This is a genomic window from Beutenbergia cavernae DSM 12333 (assembly GCF_000023105.1).
Lineage (GTDB): Bacteria > Actinomycetota > Actinomycetes > Actinomycetales > Beutenbergiaceae > Beutenbergia > Beutenbergia cavernae.
In genome coordinates this window covers 3,576,128-3,592,791 of record NC_012669.1, presented here as the reverse complement: position 1 = coordinate 3,592,791, position 16,664 = coordinate 3,576,128, and the positions used below count along the sequence as shown (strand labels likewise).

General features: G+C 72.9%; 16 protein-coding genes. 15 read left to right on the top strand and 1 reads right to left on the bottom strand.

Features of this window, described 5'->3' with window-relative positions; genetic code table 11:
- Positions 1 to 22: 22 nt before the first annotated feature.
- Positions 23 to 1,750: a S1C family serine protease gene (locus BCAV_RS16300; RefSeq protein ID WP_015883716.1), complete on the top strand. Its 1,728-nt coding sequence runs from the start codon at positions 23 to 25 to the stop codon at positions 1,748 to 1,750.
- A gap of 103 nt (positions 1,751 to 1,853) precedes the next feature.
- On the opposite strand, the gene BCAV_RS16295 is transcribed toward BCAV_RS16300, so the two are convergent.
- Positions 1,854 to 3,155, bottom strand: coding sequence for an isochorismate synthase (locus tag BCAV_RS16295; protein WP_015883715.1), 1,302 nt, complete (start codon positions 3,153 to 3,155; stop codon positions 1,854 to 1,856).
- 42 nt (positions 3,156 to 3,197) lie between these two features.
- On the opposite strand from BCAV_RS16295, the gene BCAV_RS16290 reads away from it, so the two are divergent.
- The 14 genes from BCAV_RS16290 (at position 3,198) to nuoK (ending at position 16,660) form a co-directional block, all read left to right on the top strand.
- Positions 3,198 to 3,920, top strand: coding sequence for a demethylmenaquinone methyltransferase (locus BCAV_RS16290; protein ID WP_015883714.1), 723 nt, complete (start codon positions 3,198 to 3,200; stop codon positions 3,918 to 3,920).
- Positions 3,921 to 4,065: 145 nt separating this feature from the next.
- Positions 4,066 to 4,269 carry a CsbD family protein gene (locus BCAV_RS16285; RefSeq protein ID WP_015883713.1) on the top strand — a complete coding sequence of 68 codons (204 nt, stop codon included), beginning with the start codon at positions 4,066 to 4,068 and terminating at the stop codon, positions 4,267 to 4,269.
- A gap of 256 nt (positions 4,270 to 4,525) precedes the next feature.
- Positions 4,526 to 5,821, top strand: a complete 1,296-nt coding sequence (locus BCAV_RS16280) for a geranylgeranyl reductase family protein (protein WP_015883712.1) — start codon at positions 4,526 to 4,528, stop codon at positions 5,819 to 5,821.
- A complete protein-coding gene (locus BCAV_RS16275) occupies positions 5,818 to 6,180 on the top strand; it encodes an NADH-quinone oxidoreductase subunit A (protein WP_015883711.1) in 363 nt (120 codons plus the stop codon). Before BCAV_RS16280 ends, BCAV_RS16275 begins: the two co-directional genes overlap by 4 nt.
- Before the next feature lie 11 nt (positions 6,181 to 6,191).
- Positions 6,192 to 6,746 (top strand): NuoB/complex I 20 kDa subunit family protein, encoded by a 555-nt coding sequence (locus BCAV_RS16270; RefSeq protein ID WP_015883710.1) that lies wholly within the window; start codon positions 6,192 to 6,194, stop codon positions 6,744 to 6,746.
- Positions 6,743 to 7,465 carry an NADH-quinone oxidoreductase subunit C gene (locus BCAV_RS16265; RefSeq protein WP_015883709.1) on the top strand — a complete coding sequence of 241 codons (723 nt, stop codon included), beginning with the start codon at positions 6,743 to 6,745 and terminating at the stop codon, positions 7,463 to 7,465. The genes BCAV_RS16270 and BCAV_RS16265 overlap by 4 nt, the downstream gene beginning before the upstream one ends.
- A complete protein-coding gene (locus tag BCAV_RS16260; protein WP_015883708.1) occupies positions 7,465 to 8,802 on the top strand; it encodes an NADH-quinone oxidoreductase subunit D in 1,338 nt (445 codons plus the stop codon). The genes BCAV_RS16265 and BCAV_RS16260 overlap by 1 nt, the downstream gene beginning before the upstream one ends.
- The gene (gene nuoE / locus BCAV_RS16255) at positions 8,799 to 9,650 is read left to right on the top strand and encodes an NADH-quinone oxidoreductase subunit NuoE (RefSeq protein ID WP_015883707.1); all 852 of its coding nucleotides are present in this window, start codon (positions 8,799 to 8,801) and stop codon (positions 9,648 to 9,650) included. The genes BCAV_RS16260 and nuoE overlap by 4 nt, the downstream gene beginning before the upstream one ends.
- On the top strand, positions 9,650 to 10,969 hold the full coding sequence (gene nuoF / locus BCAV_RS16250) for an NADH-quinone oxidoreductase subunit NuoF (RefSeq protein ID WP_015883706.1): 1,320 nt from the start codon (positions 9,650 to 9,652) through the stop codon (positions 10,967 to 10,969). Before nuoE ends, nuoF begins: the two co-directional genes overlap by 1 nt.
- Positions 10,966 to 13,428, top strand: a complete 2,463-nt coding sequence (locus BCAV_RS16245; RefSeq protein ID WP_015883705.1) for an NADH-quinone oxidoreductase subunit G — start codon at positions 10,966 to 10,968, stop codon at positions 13,426 to 13,428. Before nuoF ends, BCAV_RS16245 begins: the two co-directional genes overlap by 4 nt.
- Positions 13,425 to 14,750 (top strand): NADH-quinone oxidoreductase subunit NuoH, encoded by a 1,326-nt coding sequence (gene nuoH / locus BCAV_RS16240; RefSeq protein WP_015883704.1) that lies wholly within the window; start codon positions 13,425 to 13,427, stop codon positions 14,748 to 14,750. Before BCAV_RS16245 ends, nuoH begins: the two co-directional genes overlap by 4 nt.
- Positions 14,743 to 15,507 (top strand): NADH-quinone oxidoreductase subunit NuoI, encoded by a 765-nt coding sequence (gene nuoI, locus BCAV_RS16235; RefSeq protein ID WP_015883703.1) that lies wholly within the window; start codon positions 14,743 to 14,745, stop codon positions 15,505 to 15,507. Before nuoH ends, nuoI begins: the two co-directional genes overlap by 8 nt.
- Entirely contained in the window at positions 15,504 to 16,364 is an 861-nt protein-coding gene (locus tag BCAV_RS16230; RefSeq protein ID WP_015883702.1) for an NADH-quinone oxidoreductase subunit J, read from the top strand. Before nuoI ends, BCAV_RS16230 begins: the two co-directional genes overlap by 4 nt.
- Positions 16,361 to 16,660 (top strand): NADH-quinone oxidoreductase subunit NuoK, encoded by a 300-nt coding sequence (gene nuoK, locus BCAV_RS16225; protein WP_015883701.1) that lies wholly within the window; start codon positions 16,361 to 16,363, stop codon positions 16,658 to 16,660. Before BCAV_RS16230 ends, nuoK begins: the two co-directional genes overlap by 4 nt.
- Positions 16,661 to 16,664: the final 4 nt, after the last annotated feature.

Here is a 16,664-nt window from a genome sequence, read left to right as displayed (position 1 = left end):
ACCACTTCCCACGGAGGCGAAGATGAACGCACAGCACGACAGCGAGGGCCAGACCCCCGCGCCGCGGCCGGACGGCCCTGCGGAGCAGTCGGTCGACCCGTCGGCCCAGCAGGGCGGGCGCCAGGAGCCGCCCGCCCGCGAGGCCGCGCCCACTCAGGAGCTGCCCGCCCGCGAGGCCGCGCCCACGCAGGAGCTGCCCGCCGCATCGGCGGCCCACGAGACGGCGCGCCAGCCGGCCGGCGAGCCGGTGCTCGTCGGCGCCGGGGCACCGCAGCCGCTCGGGCACGTCGCCGCGCACCCCGCGCGGCCGCAGGCCCACCCGGCGGCGCACCCCGGTCAGCACCCGGCCCCGACCCAGGCGCCGGGCCAGGCACACCCGGCCCCGGCCCACGCACCTCAGCCCGTCCCCGGCGTGAGCCCGCTCGGGTTCGCGTACGAACCGGCGACCCAGCACGGCCCGGCGACCCAGCACGGCCCCGTGCCCCCGCCCCCGGGCGGGACGTTCGGCGGGGCGACGCCCCCGCAGCAGCCCCCGGCCCCGAAGCAGCGGCGCACGTGGCCGGCCGTCGCGGCCGCGGCCCTGGTGGCGGCCGTGCTCGCCGCTGGCGGCACGGCGGCGGCCACCGGGGCCTTCAGCAACGAGGAGACGCCGTCGTCCTCGTACTCGGACCTCGGCAGCGCGCCCTCGGCGGACGTCCCCACGCAGTCCGACGGGTCCGTCGACTGGCAGGCCGTCGCGGCGGCCGTCCAGGACTCCGTGGTCGCGATCGCCGTGAGCAGCGCGCAGGGCGAGGTGGCCGGATCGGGTGTCGTCATCGACGCGAGCGGCTACGTCGTGACGAACAACCACGTCGTGGCGGGGGCCGGAGACGGCGAGATCACGGTCCGACTGGCCGACGGCCGGCTCTACGAGGCGAACGTCGTCGGGACCGACCCGACCACCGACATCGCCGTGATCGAGCTCGTCGACGCGCCGGACGACCTCGCCGCCGCAACGCTCGGCGACTCGGGCGCGGTCGCCGTCGGCGAGGCGGTCATGGCCGTCGGCAACCCGCTCGGCCTGGACAACACCGTGACGACTGGGATCGTCTCGGCGCTCGACCGCCCCGTGTCGACGTCGGAGGACGGCAGCGCCGCCAGCGCGGTGGTGACGAACGCGATCCAGATCGACGCCGCGATCAACCCGGGCAACTCGGGCGGACCGCTGTTCAACGCCGCCGGCGAGGTGATCGGGATCAACTCCTCGATCGCGTCCATGCCGAACGCGGCCGGCGGCAGCTCCGGCAGCATCGGCCTCGGCTTCGCGATCCCGGTCAACCAGGTGCGCGACGTCGCCGAGCAGCTCATCGAGGACGGGACCGCCGAGCACGCGTTCCTCGGGGTGACGCTGAGCGACGCGACGTCGACAGTCGACGGCGTGACCCGCCAGGGCGCGGAGGTCCAGGAGGTCACCGACGGGACGCCGGCGGCGGACGCCGGCCTGCAGCCGGGCGACGTCATCGTCGGGATCGACGGCAAGCCCGTCGGCGGGGCCGAGTCCCTGACCGGCTTCGTCCGGCAGTACGCGGCCGGCGACGAGGTGACGCTGACCGTCGTCCGCGACGGCGAGGCGATCGACGTCACGGCGACGCTCGCGGCACGGCCCGCGGACGAGGCGCCGGCCGACTCCGGTTCGCCGGGCTCGGGCGAGTCGGAGGACCCCGGGCAGCTTCCCCAGCTGCCCGGTCTGCCCTGGGGTGACGACGGCTGACGCCGTCCCTCAGGCAGCGGCGCCGGGTGTCGGCGCGGACGTTCCCCCTTTGCGTCCGTGTCCGGTACCCGGCGTCGTCAGCTCCCCAGCCGGCGCGAGGCCCTCAGCCGATGCCGAGCGCCGACCGCACGGGCACGAGCTTCGCCTCGGACTCGGCCAGCTCGGCCACGGGGTCCGACGCGGCGACGATGCCGCAGCCGGCGAACAGCCGCAGCCGCCGCGGGTCGTCGGTCGAGACCTCGGCGCACCGCAGCGCGATGCCCCACTCGCCGTCGCCGTCGGCCCCGAGCCATCCCACGGGACCCGCGTAGCGGCCCCGGTCCATGCCCTCGGCCTCCGCGATGATGCGCGCGGCGACGTCGGTCGGGGTGCCGCACACGGCAGCCGTCGGGTGCAGAGCGGCGGCGAGCGCCAGGCTCGACGGCGCCTCGTCGCCCACCTCGTCCAGGACGGCGGTGACGTCGGTCGCGAGGTGCATGACGTTCGGCAGGTGCAGCACGGACGGGACCTCCGGCACGTTCGCGGTGGCCGCGAACGGCGCGAGCGCAGCGGCGAGGGACGACACGGCGAACTCGTGCTCCTCGAGGTCCTTCGACGACCTCGCGAGGGTCGCCGCACGCGCGAGGTCGGCGTCGTCGTCGCCCGTGCGACGGATGGTCCCCGCCAGCACGCGCGACGCCACGAGGCCGCGTTCGCGCCGCACGAGCAGCTCCGGTGTCGCACCCACGAGGCCGTCGACGGCGAACGTCCAGCACGAGTCGTAGTCGCCGGCGAGCCGGCGGAGGAGGGAGCGGACGTCGACGGGCTCGTCGGCGCTCGCCCAGGAGTCGCGCGCGAGCACGACCTTGGCCGCCTCCCCGGCCCGGATCCGGGCGACGACGTCGGCGACGGCGCGCCGCCACGCCGCCGGCTCCAGCGCGCCGGCGAGCGAGCGCACCCCGCGCGGCTCGCGCACGGGCGCAGCGGCGGAGCGCTCCCGGGCGAGCGACGGGCGAGGGCCGACCCGGGCTCCCGTCTCGATGGTCGTCAACCAGGAGACGCCGTCGCGGCGGCCGATGACGACGCGCGGCACGACGAGCGATCCGCCGGCGGGGGAGTCGGGCGAGAACGAGAACGAGCCGAACGCCACGGCGCCGGTCCCGCGTACGCCGACCTCGTCGCGGACGACGGCGCGCCGGCCCAGGTCGGCGAACCACGCGTCAGCCCGGGCCATCCGGTCGGGGCCGGCGACGTCGGTCCGCGCGGCCTCGCCCCAGGCGACGAGCCCGTCACCGCGTCGGATCCACGACATCGCCCCGCGCGGGTCGTCGTGCGGGAGGAGGTCGGCGAGCGGACCCACGTCGGGGACGGCGACCGTCCGGACGACGAGCGGATCGGCGACGTCGGAGGGTGCGAGCTCGGTCATCGCGTTCAGCGTACGCACTCGCGATGGGCGAGGATGACACCCATGCCGCGCGCCCAGCTCGACAAGGACCCCCACGACGTCGCCGGCATGTTCGACGACGTCGCTCGCCGCTACGACCTCACGAACGACGTGCTCTCGCTCGGCATGGACCGGCTGTGGCGCCGCGCGACCCTCGACGCGCTCGGGGCGCGGCCGGGCGAGCGCGTGCTCGACCTGGCGGCCGGCACCGGAACGTCCAGCGCCGACCTCGCGGACGACGGCGTCGACGTCGTCAGCTGCGACTTCTCCACCGGGATGGTCGCGGAGGGCAAGCGACGGCGTCCCGACCTCGCGTTCGTCGCCGGCGACGCGACGCGGCTGCCGTTCGCCGACGGCTCGTTCGACGCCGTGACGATCTCGTTCGGGCTCCGCAACGTCTCGCCGGCGGTCGCCGGCCTGAGCGAGATGCTCCGGGTGACGCGGCCGGGAGGGCGCCTCGTCGTCGCGGAGTTCTCGACCCCGCCCTGGGCGCCGTTCGAGGCGCTGTACGGGTTCTACCTGCAGACGTTCCTCACGCCGCTCGCCAAGGCTGTGTCCTCCAACCCGGAGGCCTACGACTACCTCGAGGAGTCGATCCGGGACTGGCCGGACCAGCTCGGCGTCGCCGCTCTCCTGCACGAGGCCGGGTGGCGCGGCGTCGGGTACCGCAACCTCACCGGCGGCATCGTGGCGCTGCACCGAGCGAGGAAGATCGCGACCGAGAACACGAGCGCGGGACGCGGCTAGAGCTCGGGGCGAACGCGTCGAGCGCACCCACCCAGCGGGAGGCGCACCGGTGCGGATGCGGACTCGGGTGCCCGGTGTTCCCATGGAACGGTCGGTGACTCCGCCGGCCCCGTCTCACGAGGACGGGCACTCGAAGGGAGTCGACATGGGACTGGGCGACAAGATCAAGAACGCCGCCGAGGACGCGGCGGGCAAGGTCAAGGAGGGCGTCGGGAAGGCGACCGACGACGAGCGGCTCCAGGCCGAGGGCGAGGCGCAGCAGGCCGAGGCCGAGGCCCGCAAGAAGGCCGAGCACGCGAAGGACACGGTCAAGGACGCCGCGGACAAGGCGAAGAACCGGCTCGAGTGACGTCGTCGCTCCTCCGGGTGGGCGAGGGGGCCGGCCGAGGCCGGCCCCCTCGCCCGCGTCCGGGCTGGTCCGAGGACCGAGGCGCGTGCGCAGGGACCGAGGTTAGGGCAGCCTTGCAAGACACCCCCGAGGGCGATTTGTAGAGTGATTCGTCGAGGAGTTGTGGGCATGGCGTGAACCCTGATTCCCCACCGACCGTCACCCGACGGTCACAGGCATGGTCACACGAGGGTCACACTGATGGCGGGGTGAGCTGATGGTCGCGGATCGCACCGGCGATGCCGATGTGATCGTCGTCGGCGCCGGCCCCGCGGGTTCGGCTACCGCCCACTACCTCGCCCAGCACGGGCTCGAGGTGCTCCTGCTCGAGAAGGCGACGTTCCCGCGCGACAAGGTCTGCGGCGACGGGCTCACGCCCCGCGCCGTCGCCGAGCTCGTCACGATGGGCGTTCCCACCCGCCCCGAGGACGGCTGGATCCGGAACAAGGGTCTGCGCGTCATCGGCGGCGGGCACCGGCTCGAGCTGCCGTGGCCGCAGGTCGCCAGCTACCCGGACTACGGGCTCGTCCGCGCCCGCTCCGACCTCGACTCCACGCTCGCCTCCCACGCACGCGCCAGCGGGGCGAAGCTGCTCGAGGGGATGGCCGTCACGAAGCCCGTGACCGACGACGCCGGCCGGATCGTCGGCGTGCAGGCGCGGCCGGTCGACTCCCGCGGCCGCGCGACCGGGGAGGCGCAGCGCACGTTCACGGCGCCGCTCGTCGTCGACGCGGGCGGAGTCTCCGCCCGGGTCGCCACCGCGATGGGTGTCGAGAAGCGGTCCGACCGCCCGCTCGGCGTCGCCGTGCGCACCTACTTCCGCACCGAGCGGCACGACGACGACTGGATGGAGTCGCACCTCGAGCTGTGGGACGGCCCGCCCGGGAAGTCCGACCTGCTCCCGGGCTACGGCTGGATCTTCGGCCTCGGCAACGGCCTCGCGAACGTGGGTCTCGGCAGCGTGAGCTCGACGGCGCGCGCCACCCAGCTGGACTACAAGTCGCTCTTCTCTCGGTGGATGCAGAACGTGCCCGGCGAGTGGGGCTTCACGCCGGAGAACCAGGTCGGCGACCTGCGCAGCGCCGCCCTGCCCATGGCGTTCAACCGCACGCCGCACTACACCCGCGGGCTCCTGCTCGTCGGCGACTCCGGCGGCATGGTCTCCCCGTTCAACGGGGAGGGGATCGCCTACGCGCTGCAGGCGGGCCGGGTGGCGGCCGACGTCGTCGCCCAGGCGCTCGCCCGGCCCGATGCGCCGTCCCGCGAGCGCGCGCTCGCCGCCTACCCGCGCCGCATGCGCGACGACCTCGGCGGCTACTACACGCTGGGCCGTCACTTCGTCCGACTGATCGAGCACCCCCGTGTCATGCGGATCTGCACGAAGTACGGGCTCCCGCGGCCGCTGCTCATGCGGTTCACCCTCAAGCTGCTCTCCGACTCGTACGACCGCCGCGGCGGCGATGCGATCGACCGACTCATCACCGCGCTCACGAAAGTGGTGCCCGCAGCATGACGAACCCCTACGTGCCCATCCTCATCATGATGGCGATCGCCGCCGTCATGGCGATCGGTGGCGTCGCGACGAGCATGATCATCGGGCCGAAGCGGTACAACCGCGCGAAGCTCGAGGCGTACGAGTGCGGCGTCCAGCCGACTCCCCACGCCGTCGGCCACGGCCGGTTCAACGTCCGCTACTACCTGGTGGCGATGACCTTCATCATCTTCGACATCGAGGTCGTGTTCCTGTACCCCTGGGCCGTCGCGTTCACCGAGCTCGCGGTGTTCGGGCTGGTCGCGATGATGGCGTTCCTGTTCCTCATCACGGTGCCGTTCGTGTACGAGTGGCGCCGCGGCGGGCTGGACTGGGACTGAGAGGAGCAACCATGGGCATCGAGGAGAAGGCACCGTCCGGCTTCATGCTCGCCAAGGTCTCGGACCTGGTGGGCCTCATCCGCAAGTCGTCGCTGTGGCCGGTCACGATGGGCCTCGCGTGCTGCGCCATCGAGATGATGGCGACCGGTACGCCGCGGTTCGACATCTCGCGCTTCGGCATGGAGGTGTTCCGGGCGTCGCCGCGCCAGGCCGACCTGATGATCGTCTCGGGCCGGGTCAGCCAGAAGATGGCGCCCGTCGTCCGGCAGGTCTACGACCAGATGTCGGAGCCGAAGTGGGTCCTGTCGATGGGCGTGTGCGCCTCGAGCGGCGGGATGTTCAACAACTACGCCGTCGTGCAGGGCGTCGACCACATCCTCCCGGTCGACATCTACCTCCCCGGCTGCCCGCCCCGGCCGGAGATGCTGCTCAACGCGATCCTCGAGCTGCACGAGCAGATCCGGTCCGAGCCGCTGGGCGCGAACCGTGCCGAGGCCGCCCGCGCCGTCGAGGCGGCGGCCCTGCGCGCCACGCCCACGCACGAGATGACGGGGCTGTTGGCGTGAGCGATCTGCCTCAGGAACCGAACACGGAGGTCGGGGAGCCGGCCGAGGTTCGCCGTCGTCTCGACGTCGTGGCCACCGGCCGCGGCATGTTCGGCGCCCAAGACACGGGCGACACGTCCGGCTACGGCGGCCTCGTCCGCACGGTCATCACGGCGACGCCGGCCGAGCGCCCCTACGGTTCCTACTTCGACGAGGTCGTCGACATCCTCACCGAGGTGCTCGACGAAGCCGGCGTGGCGTTCGACGACGCCGTCGAGAAGGTCGTCGTCGACCGTGACGAGCTCACGCTCGACGTCCGCCGTGAGCACCTGGTGCTGGTGGCTCTGTCGTTGCGGGACGACCCCGACCTGCGGTTCGACCTCAGCCTCGGCGTCAGCGGCGTGCACTACCCGGCCGACACCGGCCGTGAGCTGCACGCCGTGTACCACCTGCACTCGATCACCCACAACCGCAGGCTGCGGCTCGAGGTGGCGGTGCCCGACGCCGACCCGCACGTCCCGTCGACCACCGCCGTCTACCCGGCGAACGACTGGCACGAGCGCGAGACGTGGGACTTCTTCGGGATCGTCTTCGACGGTCACCCGGCGCTCGCGCGCATCGAGATGCCCGACGACTGGGTGGGACACCCGCAGCGCAAGGACTACCCGCTCGGCGGGATCCCGGTCGAGTACAAGGGCGCGACGATCCCGCCCCCCGACGAGCGGAGGGAGTACCGCTGATGTCCACGCAGACCTCCCCACCCACGCCCACCGACGACGACGTGCCCGAGTTCACCGCCAGCGGCGGCGACTGGGCGCAGATCGCCGAAGAGGCGGCGCGCCTCGGCGAGGAGCGGATCGTCGTCAACATGGGCCCGCAGCACCCGTCGACGCACGGCGTGCTGCGGCTCGTGCTCGAGATCGACGGCGAGTCCGTCGTCGAGGCCCGAGCCGGCATCGGGTACCTCCACACGGGCATCGAGAAGAACATGGAGTTCCGGACCTGGACGCAGGGCGTGACGTTCTGCACCCGGATGGACTACGTGGCGCCGCTGTTCCAGGAGGCCGCGTACTGCCTCGGGGTCGAGAAGCTGCTCGGCGTCGAGGTGCCGGAGCGGGCCACGCTCATCCGCGTGCTGCTCATGGAGCTCAACCGGATCTCGTCGCACCTCGTGGCGATCGCGACCGGCGGGAACGAGCTGGGCGCGACGACGATCATGACGATCGGCTTCCGTGAGCGCGAGGAGATCCTGCGGATCTTCGAGCTCATCACGGGTCTGCGGATGAACCACGCGTACATCCGGCCCGGCGGCGTCGCGCAGGACATCCCGCCCGGCACCACCGACACCGTCCGCGACGCGTTGCCCCGCATCGAGCGGGGCCTCGACGAGCTGGCGAAGCTCATGCTCGCCAACCCGATCTTCAAGGCCCGGCAGGTCGGCGTCGGCTACCTGTCCCTCTCGGCCGCGATGGCGCTCGGCGTCACCGGTCCCGTGCTCCGCTCGGCGGGCCTCCCGTTCGACCTGCGCAAGGCCCAGCCGTACTGCGGCTACGAGACGTACGACTTCGACGTGCCGACGTCCACCGACTCCGACGCGTACTCGCGGATCGTGCTCCGGCTGGACGAGGCGCGCGAGTCGATCAAGATCGTCCGGCAGGTGCTCGAACGCCTCGACGCGCAGGACCGGACGGGCTCGCACCCGGTCATGGTCGCGGACAAGAAGATCGCGTGGCCCGCGCAGCTCGCGCTCGGCCCCGACGGTCAGGGGAACTCGGCCGAGCACATCCGCACCATCATGGGCACGTCGATGGAGGCGCTCATCCATCACTTCAAGCTCGTGACGGAGGGCTTCCGCGTCCCGGCCGGGCAGGTGTTCTCGCAGGTGGAGCACCCGCGCGGTGTCATCGGGGTCCACCTCGTGTCCGACGGCGGCACACGGCCGTACCGCGCACACTTCCGCGACCCGTCGTTCAACAACCTGCAGGCGCTCGCCGCGATGTGCGAGGGCGGCCAGGTGGCCGACGTCGTCGTCGCCGTGGCCTCGCTCGATCCGGTGCTGGGAGGAGTCGACCGATGAGCGGACACGCACGGACCTACGCGCCCGACGTCGAGGAGCGGTTGCGCGCCGACGCCGCCGTCATCCTGGAGCGCTACCCGGAGCAGCGCTCCGCGCTGCTGCCGCTGCTGCACCTCGTGCAGGCGGAGGACTCCTACGTCAGCCCGGCCGGCATCGCGCTGTGCGCCGACCTGCTCGGCCTGACGAACGCCGAGGTCTCCGCCGTCGCGACGTTCTACACGCAGTACAAGCGGCGCCCGAACGGCCGCTACACGGTCGGCGTGTGCACGAACACCCTGTGCGCCGTCATGGGCGGCGACGAGATCTTCGACCGCGTGAGCGAGCGCCTCGGCGTCGGGCACGACGAGACCACGCAGGACGGCGCGATCACGCTCGAGCGGATCGAGTGCAACGCCGCGTGCGACTACGCGCCGGTGCTCATGGTCAACTGGGAGTTCTTCGACAACCAGACACCGACGTCGGCCGTCGACCTGGTCGAGGCGCTCGCGGCGGACCAGCCGGTCACCCCGACCCGGGGCGCGGCGCAGGTGCAGGACTTCCGTGCCACGTCCCGCGTGCTCGCCGGCTTCGAGGACGGCCGCGCCGACGAGGGCCCGGGCGCCGGCGAGGCGTCGCTGGTCGGGCTCCGGATCGCGCGGGAGCACGGCTGGTCGGCACCGGAGTACCCGGGTGCCGCGACCGCCGAGGACACCGGGACGGCCGACGTCGCGGCGGCCGAGGCGGCCGGCACCGCGCCGGTGGGGGAGCAGCAGTCGAGCACGCAGCACACCCCGCCCACGCCGAGCGAGGCGTCGGGCGAGCGGCCGGACGACGCACCGGCCGCGACCGCCGAGGAAGGTGACGCGTGATGGCCGACGCCCCGACGACGCAGCCGAGCCGGCCGGGCATGCCCACGCTCACCCCGGTCCTGTCGGACATCTGGGACGCCCCCAGGTCCTGGACGCTCGAGGCCTACCGCGAGCGCGGCGGATACCGCGCGCTCGAGGAGGCGCGCTCGCGCAAGCCCGAGGAGATCGTCGACGCCGTCAAGGCGTCCGGCCTGCGTGGCCGCGGCGGTGCCGGGTTCCCGACCGGTCTCAAGTGGAGCTTCCTGCCGCCGCCCGACGGCGGGCCGCGCTACCTGGTCGTGAACGCCGACGAGTCCGAGCCGGGCACGTGCAAGGACATCCCGCTCATGCTCGCGAACCCGCACGCGCTCATCGAGGGCTCGGCGATCACGTCGTACGCGATCGGCTGCGACCACGCGTTCATCTACCTGCGCGGCGAGGTCGTGCACGTGTACCGGCGGCTGCTCGCAGCGGTGCGCGAGGCGGAGGCCGCCGGCCTGCTGGGCGGCCTGCGGATCACCGTCCACGCCGGAGCCGGCGCGTACATCTGCGGTGAGGAGACGGCGCTGCTCGACTCCCTCGAGGGCCTCCGGGGGCAGCCTCGCCTCAAGCCGCCGTTCCCCGCCGTCGCGGGTCTCTACGCGCGGCCGACCGTCGTCAACAACGTGGAGTCGATCGCCAGCGTCCCGTCCATCGTGCTCGGCGGGCCGGAGTGGTTCACGTCGATGGGCACCGAGAAGTCGGCGGGCTTCGGCCTGTTCTCGCTGTCGGGGCACGTGACGCGGCCGGGCCAGTACGAGGCCCCGCTCGGCATCACGCTGCGTGAGCTCCTGGACCTCGCCGGCGGCGTCCGCGACGGCCACGAGCTGAAGTTCTGGACGCCGGGCGGCTCCTCGACGCCGATCCTCACCGACGAGCACCTCGACGTCCCGCTCGACTACGAGTCGGTGGCCGGCGCCGGGTCGATGCTCGCCACGCGGGCGCTGCAGATCTTCGACGAGACGACGTCGGTGGTGCGCGCCGTCGCGCGGTGGACCGACTTCTACGCGCACGAGTCCTGCGGCAAGTGCACCCCGTGCCGCGAGGGCACGTACTGGCTCAAGCAGATCCTGCACCGGCTCGAGGAGGGCCGCGGCACGGCCGAGGACCTCGACACGCTCGACGAGATCACGGCGAACATCGCGGGCCGCAGCTTCTGCGCGTTCGGCGACGCCGCCGTCACGCCGATCCAGAGCGGCATGAAGTACTTCCGCTCGGAGTTCGAGGCCGGCACCCACACGCCTGCGCGGGAGCTCTTCCCGTACACGGCGTCGACAGTCTTCTCCGGAGTGAGCTCATGACGACGACGCAGTCCGGCTCCCAGGCCGACGTCGCCCCTGCCGACCTCGTCGAGGTGACGATCGACGGCGTCACGACGCACGTCGCCAAGGGCACGTTGATCATCCGGGCGGCCGAGCAGATCGGGATCGCGATCCCGCGGTTCTGCGACCACCCCCTGCTCGCTCCCGCGGGTGCCTGCCGGCAGTGCCTCGTCGAGGTCGCGATGCCGGGCCGCGACGGCAACCTGGCGGCGATGCCGAAGCCCCAGGCCTCCTGCACGATGGAGGTCACGGCGGGGATGGTCGTGAAGACCCAGCTGACGTCGCCGGTCGCGGAGACGGCGCAGCACGGCGTCATGGAATTCCTGCTCATCAACCACCCGCTCGACTGCCCGGTCTGCGACAAGGGCGGCGAGTGCCCGCTGCAGAACCAGGCGATGTCGAACGGCCGCGCGACGAGCCGGTTCCACGACGTCAAGCGGACGTACGCCAAGCCGCTCGCGATCTCGACGCAGGTCCTGCTCGACCGGGAGCGCTGCATCCTCTGCCAGCGGTGCACCCGGTTCTCGGCGGAGATCGCCGGCGACCCCTTCATCGACCTGCAGATGCGGGGCGCGGCACAGCAGATCGGCCGGTTCGACGAGCAGGTGCTCGGGTTCGAGGGCGAGCTGCCCCGAGGCGAGGCACAGCTGGACACGTCGGGCCGCCCGTTCTCGTCGTACTTCTCCGGCAACACGATCCAGATCTGCCCCGTCGGCGCGCTGACGAGCGCGGCGTACCGCTTCCGGTCGCGTCCGTTCGACCTGGTCTCGACGCCGTCGATCGCCGAGCACGACGCGTGCGGCTCCGCGATCCGGATCGACCACCGCCGCGGCGTCGTGCTGCGTCGCCTGGCCGGCGACGACCCGGCGGTCAACGAGGAGTGGATCAGCGACAAGGACCGGTTCGCGTTCCGCTGGCAGACCATGCCGGACCGGCTGGAGGCGCCCCTCGTCCGGGAGGACGACGCGCTCATCCCGACGAGCTGGCCCGACGCGTTCCACACCGCCGCCACGGCGCTCGCCGGTGCGCTCGCGCGCGGACCGGTGGCCGCCCTGCCGGGCGGTCGCGTCACGGTGGAGGACGCCCACGCGTGGGGGGCGTTCGCCCGCACCGTGCTCGGCACGAACGACGTCGACTTCCGCGCCCGGACGCACTCCGCGGAGGAGGCGGACTTCCTGGCCGCCTCCGTCGCCGGGGCCGGCGTCGGGGTGACGTACGCCGACCTGGAGCGCGCCGGGTTCGTCCTGCTCGCGGGGCTCGAGCCCGAGGAGGAGGCGGCCACGATCTTCCTGCGGCTCCGCAAGGGGGTGCTGGCCGGGCGGGTGCAGGTCGCCACGCTCGCGCCGCTCGTCTCGCGGGGTGCCAGCAAGCTGCGCGCCCGCTGGCTCCCGGCGGCGCCGGGCACCGAGGCGGAGGTCCTGGACGCGCTGAGCGGTGCCGACCTCGGCGACGACCCGTCGGGCGCCGTCGTGCTCGTCGGCGAGCGGCTCGGCGCCGTGCCGGGCGCGCTCTCGGCCGTGGCGCGGCTGGCGCAGCGCACCGGTGCCCGCGTGGCGTGGGTGCCGCGGCGGGCCGGCGACCGCGGCGCCGTCGAGGCGGGCCTCCTGCCGACGCTGCTGCCCGGCGGTCGTCCGGTCGCCGACGACGCGGCCCGTGCCGACGCCGCCGCGCGCTGGGGCGTGCCGTCGCTGCCTTCCGAGCCCGGGCGTGACCTGACCGGGATCCTCGCCGCAGCGCAGGCCGGCGAGCTCGCCGGGCTCGTCGTCGGTGGGCTCGACCTCGAGGACCTGCCCGACCCCGCCGCGGCCCGTGCGGCGCTGGAGGCCGTGCGGGCGTCCGGTGGCGTCGTCGTCCAGCTGGAGGTGCGGAGGTCGGCGGTGACCCCCTTCGCCGACGTCGTCCTCCCCGTCGCCCCGCCGGTGGAGAAGGCCGGCACGTTCCTCACCTGGGAGGGACGACCCAGGTCGTTCGGCGCGGTCTTCGACACGGCGGCGTTCTCCGACGCCGGCGTGCTCACGGAGCTCGCAGCGGCGATGGGGCGTGCACTTCCCGCCCCGGTCTGGCCCGCCTGGACCGGCGCACGTGCTCTCGCGCCCGCCGTCCCCGCGCCCGAGCCGGTGGCCCCGCCCGCTGGGCACGTCGTGCTCGCCACGTGGCGCCTGCTGCTCGACGCCGGGCGCGGGCAGGACGGGGAGCCGCACCTCGCGGGCACGGCCCACCGACCGGTGGCGCGGCTGGCCCCGGGCACCGCGGAGGCGCTCGGCCTGGCCGACGCCTCGGAGATCACCGTGCGCGGTCCGCGTGGTGCCGTCACGCTGCCCCTGGTGCTCGTGCCGATGGCCGAGCACGTCGTGTGGCTCCCGCAGCACGCACCCGGAGTCTCGGTGCACTCGGACCTCGGCGCCGGGGCCGGGGACGTCGTGGAGGTGGTCCGGTGAACTCGCAGCTGGCTGGTGTCGCCGCGGACTTCAGCAACGACGTCTGGTGGATCTGGGTCGTCAAGGGTGTCGCGATCCTCGTCTTCCTGCTGGTGTCGGTGCTGTTCGCGATCTGGGCCGAGCGCAAGGTCCTGGCGAAGATGCAGACCCGGACGGGGCCGAACGTGCACGGTCCGTTCGGTCTGCTGCAGTCCCTCGCCGACGCGATGAAGCTCCTCTTCAAGGAGGACATCACCGTCAAGGCGGCCGACAAGTTCGTCTACCTGCTCGCCCCGCTGATCGCCGTCTTCTCGGCTCTGCTCGTGTTCGCCGTCATCCCGTTCGGCCCCGAGGTCAACCTGTTCGGCATCATCACGCCGCTGCAGCTCACGGACCTGCCGGTCGCCGTCCTGTACATCCTCGCCGTCACCGCCGTGGGCGTGTACGGGATCATGCTCGGCGGCTGGGCGTCCGGCTCGACGTACCCGCTGCTGGGCTCGGTCCGGGCGACGGCGCAGGTCATCAGCTACGAGCTCGCGATGGGCCTGTCGCTGGTGAGCGTGTTCATCGTCTCGGGCTCGATGTCGACGTCGCAGATCGTGGACGCGCAGGCGCAGCTGTGGTGGGGGCTCGCGCTCATCCCGGCGTTCGTGGTGTACATCGTGTCGATGGTGGGGGAGACGAACCGGCTCCCCTTCGACCTCCCCGAGGCCGAGGGCGAGCTCGTCGCCGGACACATGACCGAGTACTCGTCGATGAAGTTCGCGTGGTTCTTCCTCGCGGAGTACATCAACATGATCAACGTCTCGGCCGTGGCGACCACGCTGTTCCTCGGCGGCTGGCGCGTGCCGCCGCCGCTGCACCTCATCGGCGACGGCGTGCTCAACACCGGCTGGTGGCCCGTCCTGTGGTTCCTGGCGAAGCTCTGGCTCGTCATGTTCTTCTTCTTCTGGCTGCGCGGCACGCTGCTGCGGTTCCGCTACGACCAGTTCATGAACCTCGGGTGGAAGATCCTCATCCCGATCGCGCTCGTGTGGGTCGTCGCCGTGTCGGTGGTGCAGGCCGTCCGCCAGTTCCTCGACGTCGACCTGCGGACGTTGCTCATCGTGGTCGCCGTCGCGCTGGCCGCCGTCTTCCTGGCGACGTTCCTGTGGCCGGAGCGCAAGGCACCACCCGAACCGAGACGCCCGCGGAAGGAACCGTTCGACGCGTTCGCCGGCGGGTACCCCGTGCCGCCGCTGCCCGGTCAGGAGCTGCCCGCCTCGCGTCGGCGGCCGATGGCCAGGGCGAGCGCCAGCCCCGTCGCACCCGGCGGGACCGAGGAGGAGGTCAGCGATGGCTGAGCCGAAGAAGCGGCCGGCGACCGGCCGCCCGCAGCCGAAGGGCGCTGCGCCGGCCCGGCGTCGTCCCGCAGCGCCGCCCGCGAAGCGCCAGGCGCCCGCGCGACCCGAGCCGGAGTCCGGCGAGAAGGGCGGGCTCGGGGAGCTCCTGGCGCCCGTCGCCGGGTTCGGCGTCACGTTCTCGTCGATGTTCCGGCCGTCGATGACGGAGCAGTACCCGTTCGAGAAGAAGCCGACCCAGCCGCGCTACCACGGGCGGCACCAGCTGAACCGGTACGCCGACGGGCTCGAGAAGTGCATCGGGTGCGAGCTGTGCGCGTGGGCCTGCCCGGCCGACGCGATCTACGTGGAGGGCGCCGACAACTCGCCCGACGCCCAGTTCTCCCCGGGCGAGCGGTACGGCCGCGTCTACCAGATCAACTACCTGCGGTGCATCTTCTGCGGGCTGTGCATCGAGGCGTGCCCGACCCGGGCCCTGACGATGACGAACGACTTCGAGCTCGCCGGCCCGACGCGCGAGGGGCTCATCTTCACGAAGGACGAGCTGCTCGCGCCGCTGCGGGAGGGCCAGCTCGCCGCGCCGCACCCGATGGTCGCCGGCACGGTGGACGACGACTACTACCGCGGTGAGGTCACCGGCCCCACCACCGACCAGGTCGACTGGGTCGCCGAGCAGCGCCCCGACGACCCGACGTTGCCCGCCGCCCGAGCGGCCGCGGACGCCGAGGCCACCGCCGAACGCGCGAAGGCCGCCCGGTGAGCGGCGCCCTGGAGATCAGCACGGGCGAGGCGGTGCTGTTCTGGGTCCTCGCGCCGCTCATGGTCATCGCCGCCCTCGGGCTGCTCTTCGCTCGCAAGGCCGTGCACGCGGCGATCAGCGTCGTGTTCGTCATGGTCGCCCTCGCGTTCCTCTACACGGCGCTCGAGGCACCGTTCCTCGGCGTCGCCCAGGTCGTCGTGTACACGGGCGCCGTCATGACGCTGTTCGTGTTCGTGCTCATGCTCGTCGGGGTCGACGCGTCCGACTCGGTGGTCGAGACGCTCCAGGGGCAGCGGTGGATCGCCGTCCTGTTCGGCGTCGGCCTGGCGAGCGTCCTCATCGGCGTCATCGCGACGGCGACGCTGCCGGATGCGCAGGGTCTCGCCGAGGTGAACACCGACGGCAACCCGGTCGGCGTCGCGCGCCTGATCTTCGGCCAGTTCGTGTTCGCGTTCGAGCTCGTCGGCGCGCTCCTCATCACGGCCGCGCTCGGCGCGATCACGCTCACCCACCGGGAGCGCCTCGGCCGCAAGCGTGACCAGCGGGCGACGCTCGACCTGCGGATGCGGGCCTACGGCGCCGGCGAGGGCTCGAAGGTGCTGACCCCGCTGCCGGCACCGGGCGTGTACGCGACGCACAACGCGGCCGACGCGCCCGCGCTCGATGCCCAGGGCCGGCCGATCGAGGAGTCGGTGCCGCGCGTCATCCGGATCCGCGGCCAGGAGCTGACGCCCGAGCAGATCGACAGCCGCGTGGCCGACATCGCCGCCGGGCCGTTCGTCGCCACGATCGACGTCCCGGGCAACGAACCACCCGGCCCAGCCGCACCGGAACCCGAGCAGGGGGAGCAGCGATGACCCTGGTGAACTACCTCGTGCTGTCCGGCCTCCTGTTCACGATCGGGGCCGCCACGGTCCTCGTGCGCCGCAACGCGATCATCATGTTCATGGGCGTCGAGCTCATGCTCAACGCGTCCAACCTGGCGTTCGTGGCCTTCGGCCGGCTGCACGGCACGCTCACCGGCGAGGTGGTGGCGTTCTTCGTCATGGTCGTCGCGGCGGCCGAGGTGGTCGTGGGTCTCGCGATCATCGTGTCGATCTACCGCGCCCGCAGGTCCGTCTCCGTCGACGAGCTCAGCCTGCTGAAGAACTGATGAG